At 57.0% G+C, this 17,430-nt stretch carries 18 protein-coding genes and 2 pseudogenes; 6 read left to right on the forward strand and 14 right to left on the reverse strand.

What is annotated here, in order from left to right:
* Positions 1 to 99 precede the first annotated feature (99 nt).
* Positions 100 to 814: pseudogene (locus tag AGR1_RS25710) on the reverse strand (IS6 family transposase).
* A gap of 154 nt (positions 815 to 968) precedes the next feature.
* On the reverse strand, positions 969 to 2,075 hold the full coding sequence (locus tag AGR1_RS25715) for a Fic family protein (protein ID WP_149148805.1): 1,107 nt from the start codon (positions 2,073 to 2,075) through the stop codon (positions 969 to 971).
* A gap of 201 nt (positions 2,076 to 2,276) precedes the next feature.
* Between AGR1_RS25715 and AGR1_RS25720 the strand changes: the two are divergent.
* The 3 genes and pseudogenes from AGR1_RS25720 to AGR1_RS30025 all read left to right on the forward strand — a co-directional run.
* Positions 2,277 to 2,878: pseudogene (locus AGR1_RS25720) on the forward strand (hypothetical protein); the annotation flags it as partial.
* A 228-nt stretch (positions 2,879 to 3,106) separates the two neighbouring features.
* A complete protein-coding gene (locus tag AGR1_RS25725) occupies positions 3,107 to 3,307 on the forward strand; it encodes a type II toxin-antitoxin system VapB family antitoxin (RefSeq protein WP_006699143.1) in 201 nt (66 codons plus the stop codon).
* Positions 3,304 to 3,687 (forward strand): type II toxin-antitoxin system VapC family toxin, encoded by a 384-nt coding sequence (locus tag AGR1_RS30025; protein ID WP_149148806.1) that lies wholly within the window; start codon positions 3,304 to 3,306, stop codon positions 3,685 to 3,687. The genes AGR1_RS25725 and AGR1_RS30025 overlap by 4 nt, the downstream gene beginning before the upstream one ends.
* 78 nt (positions 3,688 to 3,765) lie before the next feature.
* Here the strand turns inward: AGR1_RS30025 and AGR1_RS25735 are convergent, their stop codons facing one another.
* Positions 3,766 to 4,185: a type II toxin-antitoxin system VapC family toxin gene (locus tag AGR1_RS25735; RefSeq protein WP_149148807.1), complete on the reverse strand. Its 420-nt coding sequence runs from the start codon at positions 4,183 to 4,185 to the stop codon at positions 3,766 to 3,768.
* Positions 4,182 to 4,436 carry a hypothetical protein gene (locus AGR1_RS25740; protein WP_060726010.1) on the reverse strand — a complete coding sequence of 85 codons (255 nt, stop codon included), beginning with the start codon at positions 4,434 to 4,436 and terminating at the stop codon, positions 4,182 to 4,184. The genes AGR1_RS25735 and AGR1_RS25740 overlap by 4 nt, the downstream gene beginning before the upstream one ends.
* Positions 4,437 to 5,032: 596 nt before the next feature.
* On the opposite strand from AGR1_RS25740, the gene AGR1_RS25745 reads away from it, so the two are divergent.
* Positions 5,033 to 5,869: an alpha/beta hydrolase gene (locus AGR1_RS25745; RefSeq protein WP_149148958.1), complete on the forward strand. Its 837-nt coding sequence runs from the start codon at positions 5,033 to 5,035 to the stop codon at positions 5,867 to 5,869.
* 264 nt (positions 5,870 to 6,133) lie between these two features.
* Positions 6,134 to 7,066, forward strand: a complete 933-nt coding sequence (locus AGR1_RS25750) for a helix-turn-helix transcriptional regulator (RefSeq protein ID WP_149148808.1) — start codon at positions 6,134 to 6,136, stop codon at positions 7,064 to 7,066.
* A 107-nt stretch (positions 7,067 to 7,173) separates the two neighbouring features.
* Here AGR1_RS25750 and AGR1_RS25755 read toward each other — a convergent pair whose 3' ends face one another.
* Both AGR1_RS25755 and AGR1_RS25760 read right to left on the reverse strand, forming a co-directional pair.
* Positions 7,174 to 7,593 carry a hypothetical protein gene (locus AGR1_RS25755; RefSeq protein WP_149148809.1) on the reverse strand — a complete coding sequence of 140 codons (420 nt, stop codon included), beginning with the start codon at positions 7,591 to 7,593 and terminating at the stop codon, positions 7,174 to 7,176.
* Positions 7,594 to 7,605: 12 nt separating this feature from the next.
* Positions 7,606 to 8,358, reverse strand: coding sequence for an SDR family oxidoreductase (locus tag AGR1_RS25760; RefSeq protein WP_149148810.1), 753 nt, complete (start codon positions 8,356 to 8,358; stop codon positions 7,606 to 7,608).
* Between the two features lie 97 nt (positions 8,359 to 8,455).
* Between AGR1_RS25760 and AGR1_RS25765 the strand changes: the two genes are divergently transcribed.
* The gene (locus tag AGR1_RS25765) at positions 8,456 to 9,352 is read left to right on the forward strand and encodes a LysR family transcriptional regulator (RefSeq protein ID WP_149148811.1); all 897 of its coding nucleotides are present in this window, start codon (positions 8,456 to 8,458) and stop codon (positions 9,350 to 9,352) included.
* A 211-nt stretch (positions 9,353 to 9,563) separates the two neighbouring features.
* Here AGR1_RS25765 and AGR1_RS25770 read toward each other — a convergent pair whose 3' ends face one another.
* The 8 genes from AGR1_RS25770 to AGR1_RS25805 all read right to left on the reverse strand — a co-directional run bounded on the left by AGR1_RS25770 (position 9,564) and on the right by AGR1_RS25805 (position 17,376).
* Positions 9,564 to 10,529, reverse strand: coding sequence for an MBL fold metallo-hydrolase (locus AGR1_RS25770; protein ID WP_149148812.1), 966 nt, complete (start codon positions 10,527 to 10,529; stop codon positions 9,564 to 9,566).
* A gap of 254 nt (positions 10,530 to 10,783) precedes the next feature.
* Entirely contained in the window at positions 10,784 to 11,149 is a 366-nt protein-coding gene (locus AGR1_RS25775; protein ID WP_149148959.1) for a response regulator, read from the reverse strand.
* Positions 11,150 to 11,177: 28 nt separating this feature from the next.
* On the reverse strand, positions 11,178 to 13,139 hold the full coding sequence (locus AGR1_RS25780) for a PAS domain-containing protein (RefSeq protein WP_149148813.1): 1,962 nt from the start codon (positions 13,137 to 13,139) through the stop codon (positions 11,178 to 11,180).
* 278 nt (positions 13,140 to 13,417) lie between these two features.
* Positions 13,418 to 14,014, reverse strand: coding sequence for a glutathione S-transferase (locus tag AGR1_RS25785; RefSeq protein WP_246669747.1), 597 nt, complete (start codon positions 14,012 to 14,014; stop codon positions 13,418 to 13,420).
* A gap of 52 nt (positions 14,015 to 14,066) precedes the next feature.
* A complete protein-coding gene (locus tag AGR1_RS25790; RefSeq protein ID WP_149148814.1) occupies positions 14,067 to 15,551 on the reverse strand; it encodes a mechanosensitive ion channel family protein in 1,485 nt (494 codons plus the stop codon).
* Positions 15,552 to 15,574: 23 nt separating this feature from the next.
* Complete coding sequence (locus AGR1_RS25795) at positions 15,575 to 16,006, reverse strand: CBS domain-containing protein (protein WP_003585290.1); 432 nt, start codon at positions 16,004 to 16,006, stop codon at positions 15,575 to 15,577.
* A gap of 120 nt (positions 16,007 to 16,126) precedes the next feature.
* Positions 16,127 to 16,546, reverse strand: coding sequence for a cupin domain-containing protein (locus tag AGR1_RS25800; RefSeq protein WP_149148815.1), 420 nt, complete (start codon positions 16,544 to 16,546; stop codon positions 16,127 to 16,129).
* 71 nt (positions 16,547 to 16,617) lie between these two features.
* Positions 16,618 to 17,376, reverse strand: coding sequence for an SDR family oxidoreductase (locus AGR1_RS25805; protein ID WP_149148816.1), 759 nt, complete (start codon positions 17,374 to 17,376; stop codon positions 16,618 to 16,620).
* Positions 17,377 to 17,430 lie beyond the last annotated feature (54 nt).

Consider the following 17,430-nt stretch of genomic DNA (forward strand, 5'->3'; position numbering starts at 1 on the left):
AGTTCCCCGCGGGGAACCACCTTCATTGTCGACGGATATGAAACGATGGCGTTGTCACGTTTTTTCACTGAGGCCGCACGAAGCGCTTTCGGATGAGATTCAGGCTGCTGCGCCGGTCACGGCCTTCCACTGCGCCATAGCGCGGATCCGATGAATGTGGGTGGCAAGGGCTGAGTGCTTCTGGTGCGAGGGGACGAAATGATTTCGGATTGCTGAAAACACCGAAATAAACCGCTGCAAGCCGCCCACAGATCGGAAGCCCTGCATCACTCGCTTTCGTTTTCGCAGCGGCAGATGAGAATTTTCCGTACGGTTGTTGAGACCCTTGTGTGATCTATGTTCAATAGCCGGCATCACATCTCGCTTTGCTGCCCCGTATGAGCGCAGTTTATCGGTGATAATCCTCTTTGGCGAGAGGCCTTGCTTCTTCAGCAGTCTGGTCAACAATCGCTTGGCAGCCTTGGTGTCGCGACGGGCCTGCACGATCTCGTCGAGAACATATCCGTCCTGATCGACGGCTCGCCAAAGCCAATGCTTTCGACCGCCGATCGACACGACCACCTCGTCCAGATGCCAGATATCCTTTCTCGACGGCGTCTTTCTGCGCAGTCGCTTTACGTAGGCCGCACCGAATTTGCGGTCCCAGCGCCGGATCGTTTCGTAGGACACGACATTGCCGCGCTCCAGCAGCATTTCTTCCACCAGGCGCAGGCTTAACGGAAACCGGAAATACAGCCAGACCGCATGGGCGATGATCTGCGGTGGGAAACGGTGGTTCTCGTAGCTGATGGTCGGCGTGCTCATCTGGTCCAATTACTGGTCAAGCGTTAAGCCACGGACAACGTGACAGTTCCGTGAAGGCTATTCCTGTGCGCATGCGCCACACTCGCATACGCACTCGCCAAAGGGAATCCCGTACGGACTCTTATGTTAGGCGGAAACCACTAGTTCATTTGCCTTGCAGAAATTTATTTCTGCAGTGACAGCGAGTACCGGGTATGCCGACGTTCACCCGTACGCGTCAGTGCACCGATCTCCACAAGCTGCTGAAGGTCGCGTGTTGCTGTAGCGCGGGATGTATCTGTGATCGAAATGTAGTTTTCGGCACTTAGCCCCCCCTTGAAGCCTGCCGTGCCTTCCTTGAAGATGCGCGCGACTACCTTTTCCTGCCGCTCGTTGAGCTGGCCCCGAAAACGATCATAGAACTTTGCTTTCTGAATGAAGAAATCTATGCGCTCAAGCGTCGCCCGTTGAGCATCCAGGATAGTTTCTGAAAAGAAAATGATCCAGTCTGTGATATCAAGCGTGCGCTGGTGCCGCTCAAGCTCGGAATAGTAGGCCTTCCGACTCTTCTCGATTGTGAAGGCGAGTGAAATGAGGCTTGGCTGCCCTATGTTTTGCGCCAGGGATTTCTCAGCGAGCGCGCGCCCAATTCGGCCGTTCCCATCCTCAAATGGATGTATGCTTTCAAAGTACAGATGGCCTACTGCTGCACGTGTCAAAGCTTGAAGCGAAGTTTGCCCATCTGGCCCGGATTGATTGAACCAGGCGATGAAAGTCTCCATCTCTCCGATAACTTGGCGAGACGGGGGAGCCTCGAAGTGGATGATGGGCTTGTCCAATCGACCTGACACGATCTGCATGGCGTCTTCATGCGTCCGGTAAGCACCAACCGTCTCAATGTATCGGTTTCCGGCCATCAGCATTGAGTGCCAATGGAACAGTCCTTCATGACGCAGCGGCGTATGCCAGCTTCGATAGACATCCGCCATCATCTCGGCGATCCCCCGCTCCTGGGGGCGGATCTGTCTGTCATCAGTGTTTAGCCCGAACTGTCGACGGAGTGACGACTGGACACTCACGCGGTCCAGATATTCTCCCTCAATCTCCGAGGTCTTGACCGCTTCGTCGCTCAGCAACTCAATACGAAGTTGGTTGCTGTCGTCCTCGTTGAAATGCCGGACGGCACCGATAACCTCGCCGGCGGACTGCAAGAATCTCTGCTCCAACGGTACCAGGCTTGCGGTGTCGTACCTGAAATTTGGCCAATCCGTGTTTTGCCAGTTCCATTTCATGAGTTATAGAATCCCTCTCTATAGCTCATATTTATTGCCATATATGAGCTATTGCAAGTCCGTCTATCGCTCAGCACCACAAGCTGCGGCTCTCCATTTAAGACGCAGCGATCGACAGATAACCTCTTACCCTAAACATATTTTGTTAACCGGCGCCCCCTATTTCCGCTCGCCCTCGGCATTGGTGCCGAGAGAAACGGAATGAGCATGACCAAACACGACCTTTCATCACGTCATTTTCAGCGAAAAATTTCGAATTCTGCGAGCTTCGTATCGTTCCGGTCGCATCCAGGCCCGTGTTGGAAAATATACGGCCCTATCTGGCCAGTTTGATTGTCTACCGAAAATCGCCACCGCTTCTGAACGGCCGTATCGACTGGACGACTATCGGTCAGGCGTGTGGGATCGAAGCCGAGTTGACGGTAGGACTGAAAAAGCAGCTCCGGCCTGCTCTGGATGCCATCATCCGATGGCTCGGCGCACCACCAGCAGCCGAAGAGCGACGGCCACCAAAGTCAAAGGCTCGCCCGACCAAAATCGTTCCCGCCAAGAAAGCGGCTTCCGCATCCTCGACCGGAAAGCCGCAACGCGCGGCGACCGACGACACCTTTGCCCGTTCCGCGTCGACACAGCGCGGCCCTGCGCCAAAGCCGATCAGCCCGTTCCCAGACGCATTATTTGAAGCGACTGAAGATCCGGTGAGCTTTCAGGACGCATTGATCTATCATATGCGGCGGTTCGGCGACACCTACTGGCAGCTCTATCGCGCCGTTGTTCATCTGAATGAGACCTTTGACAACAAGATCGAACCAATATCCACCGCTCCGATACACTAAGCTGCTGTAATTTTTATGCTGAGCGTGGAGAGGTTCGTTCGCGCAAAATGTCCGCGTCCGTCGGGCGCTCTGTCGTCGTCTCGCTCTTAAGGAGATTCGAACCGCGACTGCAATAGGCAAAAAAATGCGGACTTGAAGGGCGTAGATTTCCGCACCAATTGGTGCTACATGCATATCAACGTTTTGGAGCTAGTTATGCGATCAACCATCAATCTCGATGACAGCCTTATGGAAAGAGCGAAGTCCCTTACGGGCACGAAGGAAACGGCGGCTCTTGTGCGTCAAGCACTGGAGACTTTGGTGCGAGTCGAGTCTGGCAAGCGGCTAATCGCTCTTGGAGGCACTATGCCTGAGGCTGAGGCAGCGCCTCGCCGCCGGAGCGAAGTCGGGAAGTGATCCTTGTCGACAGTTCAATCTGGATTGATCATTTCCGACACGTAGACCCGGAGCTCGTCAAAATCATCGAAGATGATCAGCTGCTTTGCCACCCTTTCGTTGTAGGTGAACTGGCCTTGGGTAGTCTGCGAGAACGGGATGCGGTGTTAGCGTTTCTCACAGCTCAGCGTGAAGCAGTAGTTGCAACCCATGCAGAGGTGATGACAGTCATTGATCGCCATTCGATATTCAGCATGGGGATCGGCTATACTGATGCACATTTGTTGACTTCAACTCTCCTGGACCGTCGATCCAGCTTGTGGACGAGGGATAAGCGCCTAGCGGCCGCCGCTCGGAAGGTTGGGGCGGCGCTTTATCCCTCACCGCATACTCCTCATTAGAAACGAAGTTACAAACCCTTGAGTGCAATGCCGCTCTTGATGAGAAACGGACTTACGACACCTACGCGCACACTTTCGTCATTTGGACCAGGGATTGATCACCTTCAACCCAGCTGCCTCGAACGGGCTCGTGTCGCGCGTTGCGATCGTGAGGCCGTTTGCTGCCGCTGTGGCTGCAATGTAGCCATCAGCTGTGCTAATCGCTTTCCCAGATAATCGAGCGCGTGCCATGAGTTCTGAGTAAAACTGAGAAGTATCCAGATCAAAGGAAAGGATGCGCTGGGAAAAGTGGGGTAAAACTTCACCCTCAAGGCGATCGCGGAGGGTAGTTTGCCGTTTCCCAAAAGGCATGGCAGCGATACCAAAACGAAGTTCAGCAATCGTTACTGAGGATATGAAAAGCGTTTCGAGAACTTGCGCGTCCAACCACGCAATTACTGCCTTATCAGGAACCGGTTTCCACGGCTCAGATATAACGTTGGTATCCAACAAGATCATTCGAACGTCATCGGTTCAGCAGTTGTCTTGTCGCGACTTTTCTGCAGGGCTTCAACGTCGCTTTCGGAAAGTTCGGCGTCGCGACCAATGCCCGTCAGCAAAGTTCCGAGCTTGATACGTTCAGGAGGACGGACAGCGGCTTCAATAATGTCACGGATTTCGGCCTCGGTACTCCGACCATGATGAGCCGCTCGCACCCGCAGAGCACGATGCGTTTCGTCCGAAAGATTACGAATGGTGACTGCCGGCATTGATATCACCTTTATCCTAATGATTGCTTTGACAGCAATATATAAAAAATGACAGAAAACTTCAAGACGTTCGCCACCGATGCTGAACGTCCTGATCATACATACCGCCTTGATACGATCTGAACTCTCGACCCCTCAATTTTAAGGTTAGGCAAGGCTACGAATTAGCCTTTACCATCAGACCACAACAGTGCACGCAGTGGTAAACAATTGCTACGCGTCCGAGCAGGCCTGACAAGGACCTTTTGCCTGGAGCTTCGGAAATCATCCAGTGATGCCCCGACGCCTTTCAGATCCACGCCGATAAACGAGCAGCAATCCCGCGATAAGCTCAGCAAGGCTGTAAGGTCATCGATTTTCCCTCTCGATTAGGGATGTCTCCGCGGAAAACCTCAAGCACGGAGATAGTCATGATTGGAAATTCACTCCCAGACCAACCAAACGCTGAAGAACATCTTTTTGCAGCGCCTCAGGCGCTCCGCCGCAGCTTTCTAGTCGCCGGTCTTTCGGCGCCGTTTCTGGCAGCAATGCCCGCCGCTGCAACAACCAAACCCACCTCTACCAAGGTCAGTAACACCACCAAGGAAGGCCGCGATATGAACTATGTAACCACCCCCGACGGCGTTGAGATCTTTTACAAGGACTGGGGTCCCAAAGACGCCCAGCCACTCGTCTTCCACCACGGTTGGCCGCTTTCTGCTGACGACTGGGATGCCCAGATGCTCTTCTTTCTCGGTAAAGGGTATCGCGTGATTGCGCATGACCGGCGTGGCCACGGACGTTCGAGCCAGGTTAGCGATGGCCATGACATGGATCACTATGCTGCCGATTTCGAAGTGGTTGCCAAAGAACTCGATCTTCGCAACGCCATTCATATCGGACACTCCACCGGCGGCGGCGAGGCTGCTCACTATGTTGCCAGACACGGTCAGCCCAACGGGCGCGTGGCAAAGCTGGTGCTGATCGGCGCCGTGCCGCCGATCATGGTCAAGACGACGGCCAACCCCGGCGGCCTGCCGATCGAAGTCTTCGACGGCCTGCGCGCGCAGCTTGCTGCAAACCGCAGTCAATTCTACTACGACCTCGCAAGTGGCCCCTTTTACGGCTTTAATCGCGAAGGCGCCAAGAGAGTTGAAACCATCGTCCAGAACTGGTGGCGTCAGTCGATGATGGGCGGCGCAAACGCACACTATCTGGGTATCAAGGCGTTTTCGGAAACCGATTTTACTGATGACCTGAAGGCTATCACTGTACCTACTTTCGTAATGCATGGTGACGACGACCAGATCGTACCGGTCGCCGACGCCGCGCCACTGTCGGCAAAACTCCTGAAGAACCCGATACTCAAAATCTATCCCGGCCTGCCGCACGGGATGTGCACGACGCATGCCGAGATCGTCAACGCCGACCTGCTCGGCTTCATCAAGAGCTAGTCGGCTGGGAAGCGGCGCCATCCGCCGCCGGCGCCGCTTCCCTATTGACGGTGCGGACGATCTGTCCTGACAGCCCAAGTCGGGTATACTATCCCTTTGCACAGGCTACCCCCCGCGATCGGCAAGGGTGTTTTTTGAGCTTGGTACCTATCTCTCAATCCCTGGAACGGGTTGGGATAACCAAGCAGGCGATATCGCTGATCCCGGCAGGATTTTATGCTCCTTCCTCGCACTCGTCACCGAGCCCGCTGGAAGGAAACACGCATGGCTCTCTTTAGTATCAATGAGCAGCACCCTGCTGAGACATGCGCCGAGCCCCCGGAAACGAGCGTGACGCCGGACCGGGAGATGCAGCGCGTGTTACGCACCGCGCCAGTGGAAACCTGCCGTATCGACGATCCCTTCGACACCCGGCTAGCCCGCTGGAAGCACGCCCCATTCCACGAAGTCGTAAAGCCCATGACTGACCACGTCATCATGACCTATCTCGGGGCTATGCAGCGCCTGGAACGTCGCTCCGAAGGAGAGTATTCGACGGGCATGGGACGGCGTGGTAGCGTCACGTTCATCCCGGCCGGCTCCAGTTCGCGCTGGGATATCCACGGTCCTATGGATATCGTACAGCTTTATCTGTCCCCGGAACTTCTGGACCGTGTCGCACGCGAATCCCCGGGCGCAGCACGGCCGCTGAACGAAAGTACGGCGCGGCCGGACAATATCATGGCGACACTGCTTGAGTTGACGCTCAGGTCCTCCGGCGATGCTGTCCACCTGGAAGCGCTTTATCGCCAGCAACTGGCGAGTTTGATCGCAATCCATCTGGTGAAGACCCATAGCGGCTTGGTCCAAGCTGCCAATAAAGCTCTCGGGGGGCTTGCTCCGAGGGTCCTGCGTATCTCGCTGGAGCGACTTTCATCGGAAAATGACCAGGATTTTTCGCTGGGCGCGCTTGCCGATGCCGCTAATCTTTCGCGCTTCCACTTCTGCCGCGCGTTCAAAAGAAGCACTGGGCTTACGCCACACGAATGGCTGCGCCAGCGAAGAATGGAACAGGCAATGGCGATGCTGCGCGACCCGTTCCTGCAGGTCACCGAAATAGCCGGAACGCTGGGATATGCCACGGTCACCGCCTTCGGCGTGGCGTTCAAACGCCATACAGGCCTGACACCCGGCGAATGGCGGCGTGCCGTCTTATGACGCGAAATATAGATCGGATTGCTACCGGGATAAAAAGCTACAGCCGGCTCTTTGGCAGCCGGCTGTATGTTTTCGTGCGACGGGTGGGCGCAACGGGCCCCTTTCCTTTAATGCTCGCGCGGCGGAAGGAACCCCGTAACGGTTGCGAGTTCGGGCCACGGCAGCACCGTCTCGCCGGAAACCCGCCAATCGCCGTTCACGCGGCGCAGCCGAAGCTCGTAAAACGCGGGCGAAGCGAGATCACTCATCCGACGATAAAGGATGGCTGTCGCTTCATCGCCTTGTTCCTCGATATGCAATACCCGCTTTTCCGTCGAAAGCGGTCGTTCACCGGCGTCGCGCCGCGCACGGAATTCAGCGAACATTTCCGCCTTGGAAAACCGCGCAATTGTGCCGTCCTGCATCAAAACAAGGAAGCCGAGATCCTCCGCATAGAGGTTCTCCATCTCCTCCATGCGGTAGTTGCTGCCCGTTTCCGCCAGGCGATCGATGAACGCGACGATTTCGGGATTGTGCTGTTCCTTCATATCCATACTCCTTCAAGCCAGAGTCATGCCGCCATCGACATGGAGTTCGATGCCGTTGACAAAGCTTCCTGCAACGTCGGAAGCAAGAAACAAAGCGGCACGGGCCAATTCCACCGGCCGTCCCATACGGCCTGCTGGAATGAGGGATGCCATGTAATCTTCGAACGCCGGGCGATTTGCCTCCGAAACCCCGAGCTTTCCAAGGATTTCGGTTTCGACTGGTCCGGGGCTAAGAATGTTCACGCGGATCTTGCGTGGCTTGAACTCGATGGCCCAGTTCTTTGCAAATGCGGCGACGGCAGCCTTCGAGCCGGCATAAACGGTGTGGTCCGGCAGAACCTTCGTCGCCGCGAGCGAACTCGTGACGATGATGTTGCCTCCATCGCGGATCAACGGGGCAAGTGCCTGCACGCCGAAGAATACCCCACGGGTGTTCGTGGCAAAGTGACGGTCGTAATCCTCCGGCGTGACCTTGCCGGATGCGGTGAGGTTGATGACGCCGGCATTGGCCATGTAGACATCCAGACCGCCGAAGCGGGTTTTCACAATTTCGGCAAGCTTTTTGTGATGTTCCAGATCGCTGACGTCGCCCACCACCCCGATGGCGTCGTGGCCGATCTCGCCGACTGTCTCATCGACAACGTCCTGGCGCCTGCCGGTGATGATCACTTGCGCTCCTTCTTGTGCGAAGAGAAGTGCAGCTGCTTTGCCGATGCCGCTGTTGCCGCCGGTGATGACGGCAACCTTATCCTTGAGTTGTTGCATTTTAATATCTCCTGTTTCCATCGAGACAGAGATAAACTCTTGCTTCAGACGCCGTTAGATCACGGTCGGGCATATGATTTGTGCCTTGGAGATGCCAATGCCAAACCTATTGGATGAGACGTCGGGAATGGCGGCCTTTGTGCGAACCGTAGAAGCTGGCTCGTTCACGGCAGCCGCACGCCACCTGAGCACAACGCCGTCGGCGGTCTCGAAAAGCGTGGCGCGACTGGAAAGAAGAATTGGTACGCGGCTCTTCCTTCGCTCCACCCGAACACTCACGCTAACGCAGGACGGGCAGTTATTTTTCGAGCGCGTGTCACCGCTTCTGCGCGAACTCGACGCCAGCGACGATGCCATCCGTCCCCAGGCAGCCCCATCCGGCAGGCTGCGCATCAGCATGCCGGACGAACTTGCTCCGCTATTGCTACCGCAGCTCTTCGGCACCTTTGCCAAGAATTATCCGGACCTCCAGCTTGATATCGGGCTGACCGATCGCTTCGTCAATTTAATCCGCGAGGACTACGACGTAGCGCTACGCGCCGGAACGCCTTTGCAGGAAGACCTCATGGTGCGGCAACTGGCTGACCTGCGGATGGTCATTGTCTCCTCCCCCGCCTTCCTGGAAAGGTGGGGCTATCCGAAATCCATGGAAGACTTGGCCACCTTGCCCTTTGTCCGTTACAGGATGGGCGGCGCGGTAAATCCTGTCAGGTTTGCCGACGGTACCGCTTTCATCCCCAAGGGGCGGATCGATTGCGATACGGGTATTGCGATGATCCACGCTGCACGCGGCGGGTTAGGGGCAGCCTATCTGCTGCGCTGTCTCGTGACGGACGAGTTACGAGGCGGTACGCTCGTCGACCTTGCTCCGGATATCGCGCTTCCAAATCTTCCGCTCAGCGCCTTGCATGCCTTCGGTCGGACAGTCCCGATGCGCGTGAGACTATTCTGCGACTTTATAGCCAGCGAAGCCAAGATTCTCGCCGACCATTAGCATCGACATCCGGGACGACGGATATCGCTGCATCACTCTTCGAAGACGCAACGGCAGGAAGATCAATGTGGAAGGGAACCCGGCCAGAAACCGCCGCTCGGCGATATCCCGGAAAGCAGGGTTGTCCCAGATTGGCTGGCCGCACCGCATGCGATCTTTCGGATGTACGATCGCATGCGGTTGCCTTACCGGCATGTGAGCCGTTATGCGGTTAGTAATCCCAGAATACAGGTACCCAACGGAAGGCATCACCGTCGACCGCAACATGCCCGACCGATGGGAAAGGCATGTGAGTGGCCACCAGCAACTCCCCTGTTGCCGCCAACTCTCTTAGAAGTCTGACACGGACACGGGAAGCTTCCTCAGGATCGTGCTCAAAGCCGTTAAACCAGTCGGGATGTTCGAAACCAACGGCGAATATGGCGTCGCCGGCAAACATAAGCCGGTCTTTGCCGGATGCAACGCGGACCACGCTGTGGCCCGGGGTATGGCCGCCCGTTCGAGAGACGACGACGCCTGGAGCCACCTGGTGTTCCTCATCGAACAGCCGCAGCTGGTCGCGGTACTCCTCGGCGAACTTTTTGGCGGCAGCGCGGAGTGCATCCGGAAAGCCGGGCGGCATCTGGACGTGCGTGAAATCAGGTGCCTCCCAGAACTTGACCTCGGCGGCGGCGACATGAATGCGCAGATCCGGGCGCAGTTTTTCCTTCACGCCATCGACGAGCAAACCGCCAACATGATCCATATGCATGTGGGTCAGGACGACGTCTGTCACAGAGCCGAGGTCGATGCCGGCGCTCTCCAGTCGCTTCACCAACTGTCCGGCGCGTGGCAGGTTTAATTCAGGATCAAGACCCAGACCTGCATCGATAAGTATGACCTGTGCGCCGCTGCGCACCACCACCGCGTTAAGCGCCCAGTCGAAAGCTTCTTGTGGCAGGAACATGTGGTCCAGCCACGCTGCGCGATCCGTTGGGTTGGCGTTGTGTCCCAACATCGTCGTCGGAAGGGGTAGCACGCCGTCGCTGATCACCAGCACTTCAATTTCACCGACCTTCACCGCGTAGCGAGAGGGAACCAACTCTTCTGTTGCCGGTCTACCGACATGTTGAGTGCTACCCAAGCTCTTGCCTGTCTGCTCACGCGTCGTACCGGGCTTTGCATTAATCTGCGTCATGATGCGCTCCTGTTTTGGGGACTGGACCGTGCGGGGCACGACCCATGCGGCGGAGTCTATTGGGGAGCCTCTGGACGGTCGATTGGGTCAAGGAAGAGGAGAGGCTAACCCAGAGGATAGGGGCCCCTCGTTTTTTGTTTATGGGATCAAGTATCAGGTCAAAGCCACCGCACTGGCAGATGGGGCTCGGAAAGCGGCTCAACACCTTTCGCCGATGAGACGAGCCGAGATGAGCTGCCAAGAGATGAGGTAGATCAGGTCTGTCGGTCGCTCAGCGCCTTGCGAATGGCTGAAACCAATTTGTGCCCATCGAACGGCTTTCTCAGAAACCCGTCAATGCCCCGGGCGCGGTCCTGGTCTGCAATTTCATGGCGCCCCGTAATCAGGAATACGGGCAGTTGCGGGTTTGCCTGTCTGACGAGGTCCCGGAGTTCGAAACCGTCGGCGCCAGGCATTCCGATATCGCTGATCAGAACATCGACGCCCTTAAGGCCGCAAGCGAGCAACGCTTCGCCCGAGCGGAAGCTTTGCGTTTCAAATTCCGCTGACTCCAGGAGTTCGACCAGCGAAGCCAGCACCCTCGGATCGTCGTCGACGATTGCCACTAGAGGTTTGTTCATACCGTCCTCCCGAAGTTCCAGTTTCCGGTCATGGCTTTTTCGGCATGTCGAGCGGCAGTGTGAAAACGAAGGTCGCGCCGTGCGGTTCATTCTTTTCCGCCCACAACTGACCGCCATGTGACTCGATGATCGAACGGGAAATAGCGAGACCCATTCCCATCCCTTCGTCTTTTGTGGTGAAGAACGGTTCGAAGATCTTGTCCGGGAACTGGATGCCGCGCCCCCTGTCCTTGACCTCGATACGCACCATATCCTCCACCCGGAAGGCCCTTATATCCAGAACACGTTCGTTCGAAATGGAAGCCATGGCATCCATGCCGTTGCGCATCAGGTTGACCAATACCTGCTGTATTTGCACTCGGTCGAACGGCACCACCCGAAGACCGCTCTCGCCTTCGATTTTCATCGTGATGCGTCGCCTCCCCGCCTCCTCTGCAAGCAGGTCACGTGCCTGCCTGACGACCGTACCGAGCTCAGCGCTGTCGCGTTTATCTGTCGATTGCTTGAAGAGCGCCCGAATTCGGCTGACGACATCGGCCGCGGAGTTGGCACTTTGAACCAGGCGATCGAGCGCCTTCAGTGCGCGTTCGATGTTAGGCGGGCTGGCGGTGAGCCAGCGTTGGCACGCGCTGGAATAGTTCATAACCGCCGACAGTGGCTGGTTAACCTCATGCGCGATCGAGGCCGACAATTCCGCAAGGCTCGCAGCCTGGCTTGATCGCGCGAGATTTTCCTGGGCGCGGCTCAGCTCCTCGCGCGCATTCACCTGATCCTCAATATCCAGGCAGATACCGTTCCACTGAACGATATCGCCGTCACCATTACGCATGGCCGCAGCACGGGTCTCTACCCAGCGGTAAACCCCGTCATGGCGTCGCAACCTGTGTCGTCGTAGATATGGCTCCCCAGTAGCTAAGGAACGCGCGTAGCGTTCCTTGACGCCAGCCAGGTCATCGGGATGGATCACCGCATCGAGGGTGCCCTCCAGCCTGGTTTTTCCGAGGCCATCCGTTTCTTCGAGGTTGAAACCGAGATACTCGCGGAGACGCTGGCTACGATAGATCGGTTTACCGTCCGGCAAAGCGCAATAGATCAGAGCTGGCAGCGTCTCGATAAGCTGCTGAAGCTGTTGCTCGCTTTCCCGCAGCGCGTCTTGCGTGGCTATCAGGTCATGGATGTCTGAACTCACACCATACCATTGGACGATCTGGCCTTTTTCATCTCGCAACGGCTGGGCACGCGTCTCTGTCCAATGATACTTGCCGTCGGCGCGCTGCTGGCGGTACCGCTGAAGATAAGTCGTGCCTGAGGCTACGGCACGGAGAAACGCTTCTCGCGCGGCGGTCCTGTCTTCGGGGTGAACGACGCCGAGCGATGCCGATTGATCCGGCGCGGTAATGTCCTTAAGCGCAGCCCCGGTGACCTCGGTGAAGTGTTTGTTGACATAAGTGGGCGTTCCATCGGCCATCGTGCTCCAGATCAGCGCCGGTACAGAGTCGATCAGTTGCCCTAACTGCCGTCCGCCCTCGCGCGCCTCAATCTCGGCAGTACGCGCCGGAGCGTCGATGTCTATGAATGTGCCGTACCAGCCAGTGATTGCGCCTTCCTTATCATGGATCGGCTGAGCGCTGCTGCGCACGCGTCCATAACTTCCGGTCGCAAGCGGCATCCGGTGCTCGACACTGTAATGCTCGCCTGTCCTTAAGCATTGGCGCCATGCCATGGCGACCGCATCGTAGTCTTCCGGGTGGACCATCCGCTTCCAGTCGGACGCATGGTCTTTAGACAATAAATCCAGACTTTCCAGATTTGCTTCCAGGGAGGCAAGCACCGTCGGCGTCATATAGATAAAATTGCCCATGGCATCGGTCGCCCAGGCGTTCCCGGTGATCCGCTCCACCAGCCTTGCAGCTTCTACGGCTTCGGTGCGGGGCGCGTCTTGCGATCCACCGTCCCTATCTGATCCCAGCGTTCCCGCAAACTTCGACATGCCTCACCCGATCCCATCACATTCGAGATCACAATGGTGCGCCTGAAAGCGGGACAGCACCACAGCCATCTAGGGAGAACGGTATATCGAAGCGTCTGGGAGAAACACCTGTGCCGAAGGATAGGGCGAGGTTGGCGTGGCAATACAAATCTGACGGTGGTCGGGGGGCCTCGACCACACCTAATGCAGCAGCAGGAAAAAAAGTGCGGCAAGGTCGGGACATGATGTCCCAATATTGCCGTTCTGAGGAACCTATCGGAAAGGATTGCTGACGGTTGTCAGGACGCTGCCAGCCCCTCGCTTTTTAAAGCCGTCCGGACCGAATGCCGTGCCAGCAGGCGCTTATTGAGAGCCAGCAGAGGCGTCGGAATTTCGACGCCGAACATGCTGGCCCATCGCATCATAACGAACAGATAGAAATCGGCTACGCTCGGTCGATCGCCGAACAGGTATTCGCCATCCATCTGGTCCACCAGATACCCAAGCCGATAGGTGATAGAGGCCCTGGCCTTGGATTGTTCGTTCGGACCTGCACCCGAGAACAGGGATTCGAAGCGCTTGTGGACTTCCGTCGAGAGATACGCCAGAGCCTCGATAAGTCGGATGCGGCCAAGCTCACCACTCACGCCGAGGGCTGGTACTTCTCCGGCAAGATAGGATAGCACGGCAACGTTCTCAGTGACGACCTCCCCGCTGTCAAGCATCAGCGCCGGCACATATCCCTTGGCGTTCACCGCGCGAAAATCACGACCCGACGCGGTTAACTTGGTTTTCAGGTCAACGCGTTCGTCTTCGAATTGCACTTTACCCTCGATCAGGCAGATGTGGCTCGCAAGGCTGCATGCGCCAGGCGCGTAAAAGAGTTTCACGACCATTGTCTCGTTCTTCCTTCGGTGTTCTCGGTTTATTTCGGCCTGTGGCCGTTTCTCAGGTGCTGAAAATCGTCCGGATCGACTTCAGGAGAGCGGAAGCACGCCGCTCGTGGTTCATCGCGGCTGGCGGAAGTTGGCCGACCTCGTCGGAACTTGCCGACAGTATCGCCGCGACCTCTTCAGCTATTGCCGGGCGATCGGCGATCAGATGCGCAAAACTTTGCGGGTCTATCTCGTAAGCGGTCACGCGCGTGAGCGCCTGCAGCCCGTCGGTTTCTTTCGTTCCCGCAAGAAGACCCGTCGCCCCGAAAAAGTCGCCCGACGAAAGCCGCCGCTTTTCCCGCTGGTCGTGCTGGATCGATATCACCCCGGTGCGGACAATCATCATCGATGGCAGCGCCTGCCCTTGCTGGGCTATGATATCCCCCATGTGGTATTGACGCTCTACGCCAGATTGCGCCAGCTTTTCTCTTTCGAGCCGCGTTAAGCCAGAAAAGAGTGGGTTTTCCGCGATGATGTCCTCCAGCGTCAGGTCACGCTGTCTGGCGGTATCATCCGACAGATTCCCGAAGGCAATGGTTGAAGGCGACATTGCGAGCTGCAGACCCGTGGACCTGCAATGCCGATAAAAGCGGTCGATCACCTCGTTTCGCGCTTTCATTCTCAACATCGGGTTGCTCACCCGGAAAAACAGGTGGATTTCCAACGCGGTGGCGTCCAAACTGTTTAGCGAAACCAGTGGCGGTGGCTCACGCATGATCGAATTGCAACCCGCCAGAACCGTTAGCATCGCCTCTTCGATGATCGAAGGAGAGTGCGTCGGGACCACCCGCACGGTTATATTGAGCAGATGCGTTTCGTCAGGCTGGCTGACATTGGTCAGCTTCTGCTTCGCAAGAACGCTGTTTGGAAGAACCACAATGTTGTTGGCCCCCGTCAATATCTGCGTCGAGCGCCAGGTGCTCGCAATGACCCGTCCTTCCGTACCGTCCTCGAGCAGGATCCAGTCGCCGAGCGCATAGGTGTGCCCGAGATTGAGAGCGACACCGGAAAAGACGTCGCCGAGCGTGTTCTGAAGGGCAAGACCGAGTGCGATCGCGATAACGCCTGAGGTCGCGATCAGCGTTCCAACTGGAGCGTCAAAAACGAAAGCCAGTGCGGCGAGCGTGGCACATACGTAAACCGCACCGACGACGATATCCTGAAGCAAGCGCGCCTCGCGCGGCCGCCCTTCCAGAACAAGATAGATCCGCACAAACCCAATGACGGCCCACGACAGATGAAGCCACCACAGCAACTGAGCGAAGACAATGAAAATGGTTCGTTCGTCGCCGATGCGCAAACGTTGCGCTTGACCGAGCGGAATATCTGCGAGAACGAGGACAGAAGTCATGGCGGTGAAAAAGATGATCTGCACTACCAGCCGCAGATTGGAGCGCACCGGGCCGATTGCTTTCCACACCGCCATTCCGGTGAGGCCGAGGATGATCAGCCACGCCAGCGGCGCAGCGGCGATTTCAACCAGATATGCATGAAGCATGGCGATCGTCCCAATATCGGCCATCAGTAACCGATGCCGGCGATATAGTTTGCCAACATATGTTCCTGCAGCTGCTCTTGTTCGAAGAGCACTTTCAGGGCATCGCGAATATCAAGGACACCCACTGGTTTTGCGTCTGCGCCGAGAACCGGCATGTTCTGGATACGGTTTTCAACCATCACCTGCCAGGCGACCTGCAACTCATCGGACGGGCTACAGAAAATCATGTTACGGGTCATCAGCGTCTCGATGCTGGCGTTCTCCTCTAAATCCGTCAAATGACGAATGAGGTCGGATTTGCTGAGTACGCCTGCAGCTTTGCCTCCTGTTTCGCTGACGACGGCCAGTCCGATCCCCGGATTGGAAAGCGTCCGGGCAGCAGATTGCAGCGTGCTGGCGACATTGATCACCATCAGGCGAGCCGATGTCATGGGATAGAGTTTTTCGATGCGCATGGCGCCCTCCTGACGGCGCTCGCTGGCACGGTCGGGTATGTCAGTGTCTTCATTGTTCGATCTCGGGATGGCGACATTTACCGGTGCCATCCCGAGATCGTCGCAAGTCTCCGACCCGGACTATTTTTCGTAGATCGTCAGGTTGGTCTCATTTGTATCGACCACGAAAACGGCAAGCAGGCGAGCGGGGTCCGTCTTGCTCGCATTTTCGCTAACGGCATGATGATCTCCGGGAAATTCGGAAAAGTTCTCGCCGGCGTGGTAGATCGTAACAGGGCCGTCATTGACCTGGCTTGTGATCGCGCCCTCCAGTACCGTCGCATAGATGAATGCGGAGTTCGGGTGAGTATGCGCCGGCGAAGTTCCGCCTGGCGCGTATTCGACGAGAACGCCCTTCATGCTTTTGCCGGGTACGTTCGGCAGTGGCTGATCAAAAACCACCGTCACCTTTTCATCGCCCGCTTCGTCATGGGCCATCACCGGAGTGCTGGAACCGGTGGCCACGACGAGAGCCGTAGCCAAAAGAAACATCCTGATCATCTTCTGTGTCCTTCTTAAGCTGAGGTCTGCCGACCCCTCTGGCCGGCAAGACTGAGAGTGTCCGCGAGCGATTACTTGTTCTGGGCGGCGGGGGACTTCAGCCAGTCGTCAAAGCGGATCGCACCAAGACGAGCGCCATCATCGGGAACCAGTGTCCGGCCATCGATCACGACCTCGAAATACCGAGCGTGCGGGTCAGGCACCAGGGTACGAGGGTCGTCGGTCGCCTTGAGGTAGCGCGCAATGAACTCGTTCATCGGCGCCCGCTCAGGACCTGCGATTTCAATGACGCCGTCTACCGGCTCGGCCAGAGCTGCATCCGCCATTGCATCGGCAACGTTGTCTGCCGCAATTGGCTGGAAAGCGCCGGTCGGCGCGCGAACAGTCGCCCCCTCGGTCGCCGACTGGGCGATGGCTCCAACGAACTCGAAAAACTGCGTGGCGTGGACGATCGTATAGGGAACGCCGGAACGCTGGATGTGCTCTTCCTGGCGCAGCTTGGCGCGGAAATAACCCATTGCCTGCATACGATCGGTTCCGACAACCGAAAGGGCGACATGATGGCGAACGCCTGCGGCCCTCTCTGCTGCGAAGAGGTTGCGGCCGGCCGCTTCGAAGAAATCCATGGCGACTTTTTCTTCGAAGGACGGCGAGTTTGCCAGATCGACCACGACCTGCGCACCAGCCAAGGCTTCGGCAAGGCCTTCTCCGGTGACGGTATTGACGCCGGAGTTCGGAGACGCAGCGAGTACTTCATGCCCCTTCTTCCGAAGCCGATCAACGGTTTTTGAACCAATGAGGCCTGTGCCTCCGATGACGACGATTTTCATGTTCAATCTCCTGGTTTGAAGTTTAGTGTCGTGTTGGGGGGATAGCGCCCCGGA

Source organism: Agrobacterium sp. B1(2019), from assembly GCF_008274755.1.
GTDB classification, from domain to species: Bacteria; Pseudomonadota; Alphaproteobacteria; order Rhizobiales; family Rhizobiaceae; genus Agrobacterium; species Agrobacterium salinitolerans.

What these genes read in the sequence shown, in the direction of transcription:
- AGR1_RS25745 (WP_149148958.1), top strand. Translation starts at nt 5,033, where the DNA reads ATGAACTATGTAACCACCCCCGACGGCGTTGAGATCTTTTACAAGGAC.
- AGR1_RS25760 (WP_149148810.1), bottom strand. Translation starts at nt 8,358, where the DNA reads ATGCAACAACTCAAGGATAAGGTTGCCGTCATCACCGGCGGCAACAGC.
- AGR1_RS25805 (WP_149148816.1), bottom strand. Translation starts at nt 17,376, where the DNA reads ATGAAAATCGTCGTCATCGGAGGCACAGGCCTCATTGGTTCAAAAACC.
- AGR1_RS25765 (WP_149148811.1), top strand. Translation starts at nt 8,456, where the DNA reads ATGCCAAACCTATTGGATGAGACGTCGGGAATGGCGGCCTTTGTGCGA.
- AGR1_RS25790 (WP_149148814.1), bottom strand. Translation starts at nt 15,551, where the DNA reads ATGCTTCATGCATATCTGGTTGAAATCGCCGCTGCGCCGCTGGCGTGG.
- AGR1_RS25725 (WP_006699143.1), top strand. Translation starts at nt 3,107, where the DNA reads ATGCGATCAACCATCAATCTCGATGACAGCCTTATGGAAAGAGCGAAG.
- AGR1_RS25750 (WP_149148808.1), top strand. Translation starts at nt 6,134, where the DNA reads ATGGCTCTCTTTAGTATCAATGAGCAGCACCCTGCTGAGACATGCGCC.
- AGR1_RS25755 (WP_149148809.1), bottom strand. Translation starts at nt 7,593, where the DNA reads ATGAAGGAACAGCACAATCCCGAAATCGTCGCGTTCATCGATCGCCTG.
- AGR1_RS25770 (WP_149148812.1), bottom strand. Translation starts at nt 10,529, where the DNA reads ATGACGCAGATTAATGCAAAGCCCGGTACGACGCGTGAGCAGACAGGC.
- AGR1_RS25785 (WP_246669747.1), bottom strand. Translation starts at nt 14,014, where the DNA reads ATGGTCGTGAAACTCTTTTACGCGCCTGGCGCATGCAGCCTTGCGAGC.
- AGR1_RS25780 (WP_149148813.1), bottom strand. Translation starts at nt 13,139, where the DNA reads ATGTCGAAGTTTGCGGGAACGCTGGGATCAGATAGGGACGGTGGATCG.
- AGR1_RS25735 (WP_149148807.1), bottom strand. Translation starts at nt 4,185, where the DNA reads ATGATCTTGTTGGATACCAACGTTATATCTGAGCCGTGGAAACCGGTT.
- AGR1_RS25740 (WP_060726010.1), bottom strand. Translation starts at nt 4,436, where the DNA reads ATGCCGGCAGTCACCATTCGTAATCTTTCGGACGAAACGCATCGTGCT.
- AGR1_RS25795 (WP_003585290.1), bottom strand. Translation starts at nt 16,006, where the DNA reads ATGCGCATCGAAAAACTCTATCCCATGACATCGGCTCGCCTGATGGTG.
- AGR1_RS25800 (WP_149148815.1), bottom strand. Translation starts at nt 16,546, where the DNA reads ATGATCAGGATGTTTCTTTTGGCTACGGCTCTCGTCGTGGCCACCGGT.
- AGR1_RS25775 (WP_149148959.1), bottom strand. Translation starts at nt 11,149, where the DNA reads ATGAACAAACCTCTAGTGGCAATCGTCGACGACGATCCGAGGGTGCTG.
- AGR1_RS25715 (WP_149148805.1), bottom strand. Translation starts at nt 2,075, where the DNA reads ATGAAATGGAACTGGCAAAACACGGATTGGCCAAATTTCAGGTACGAC.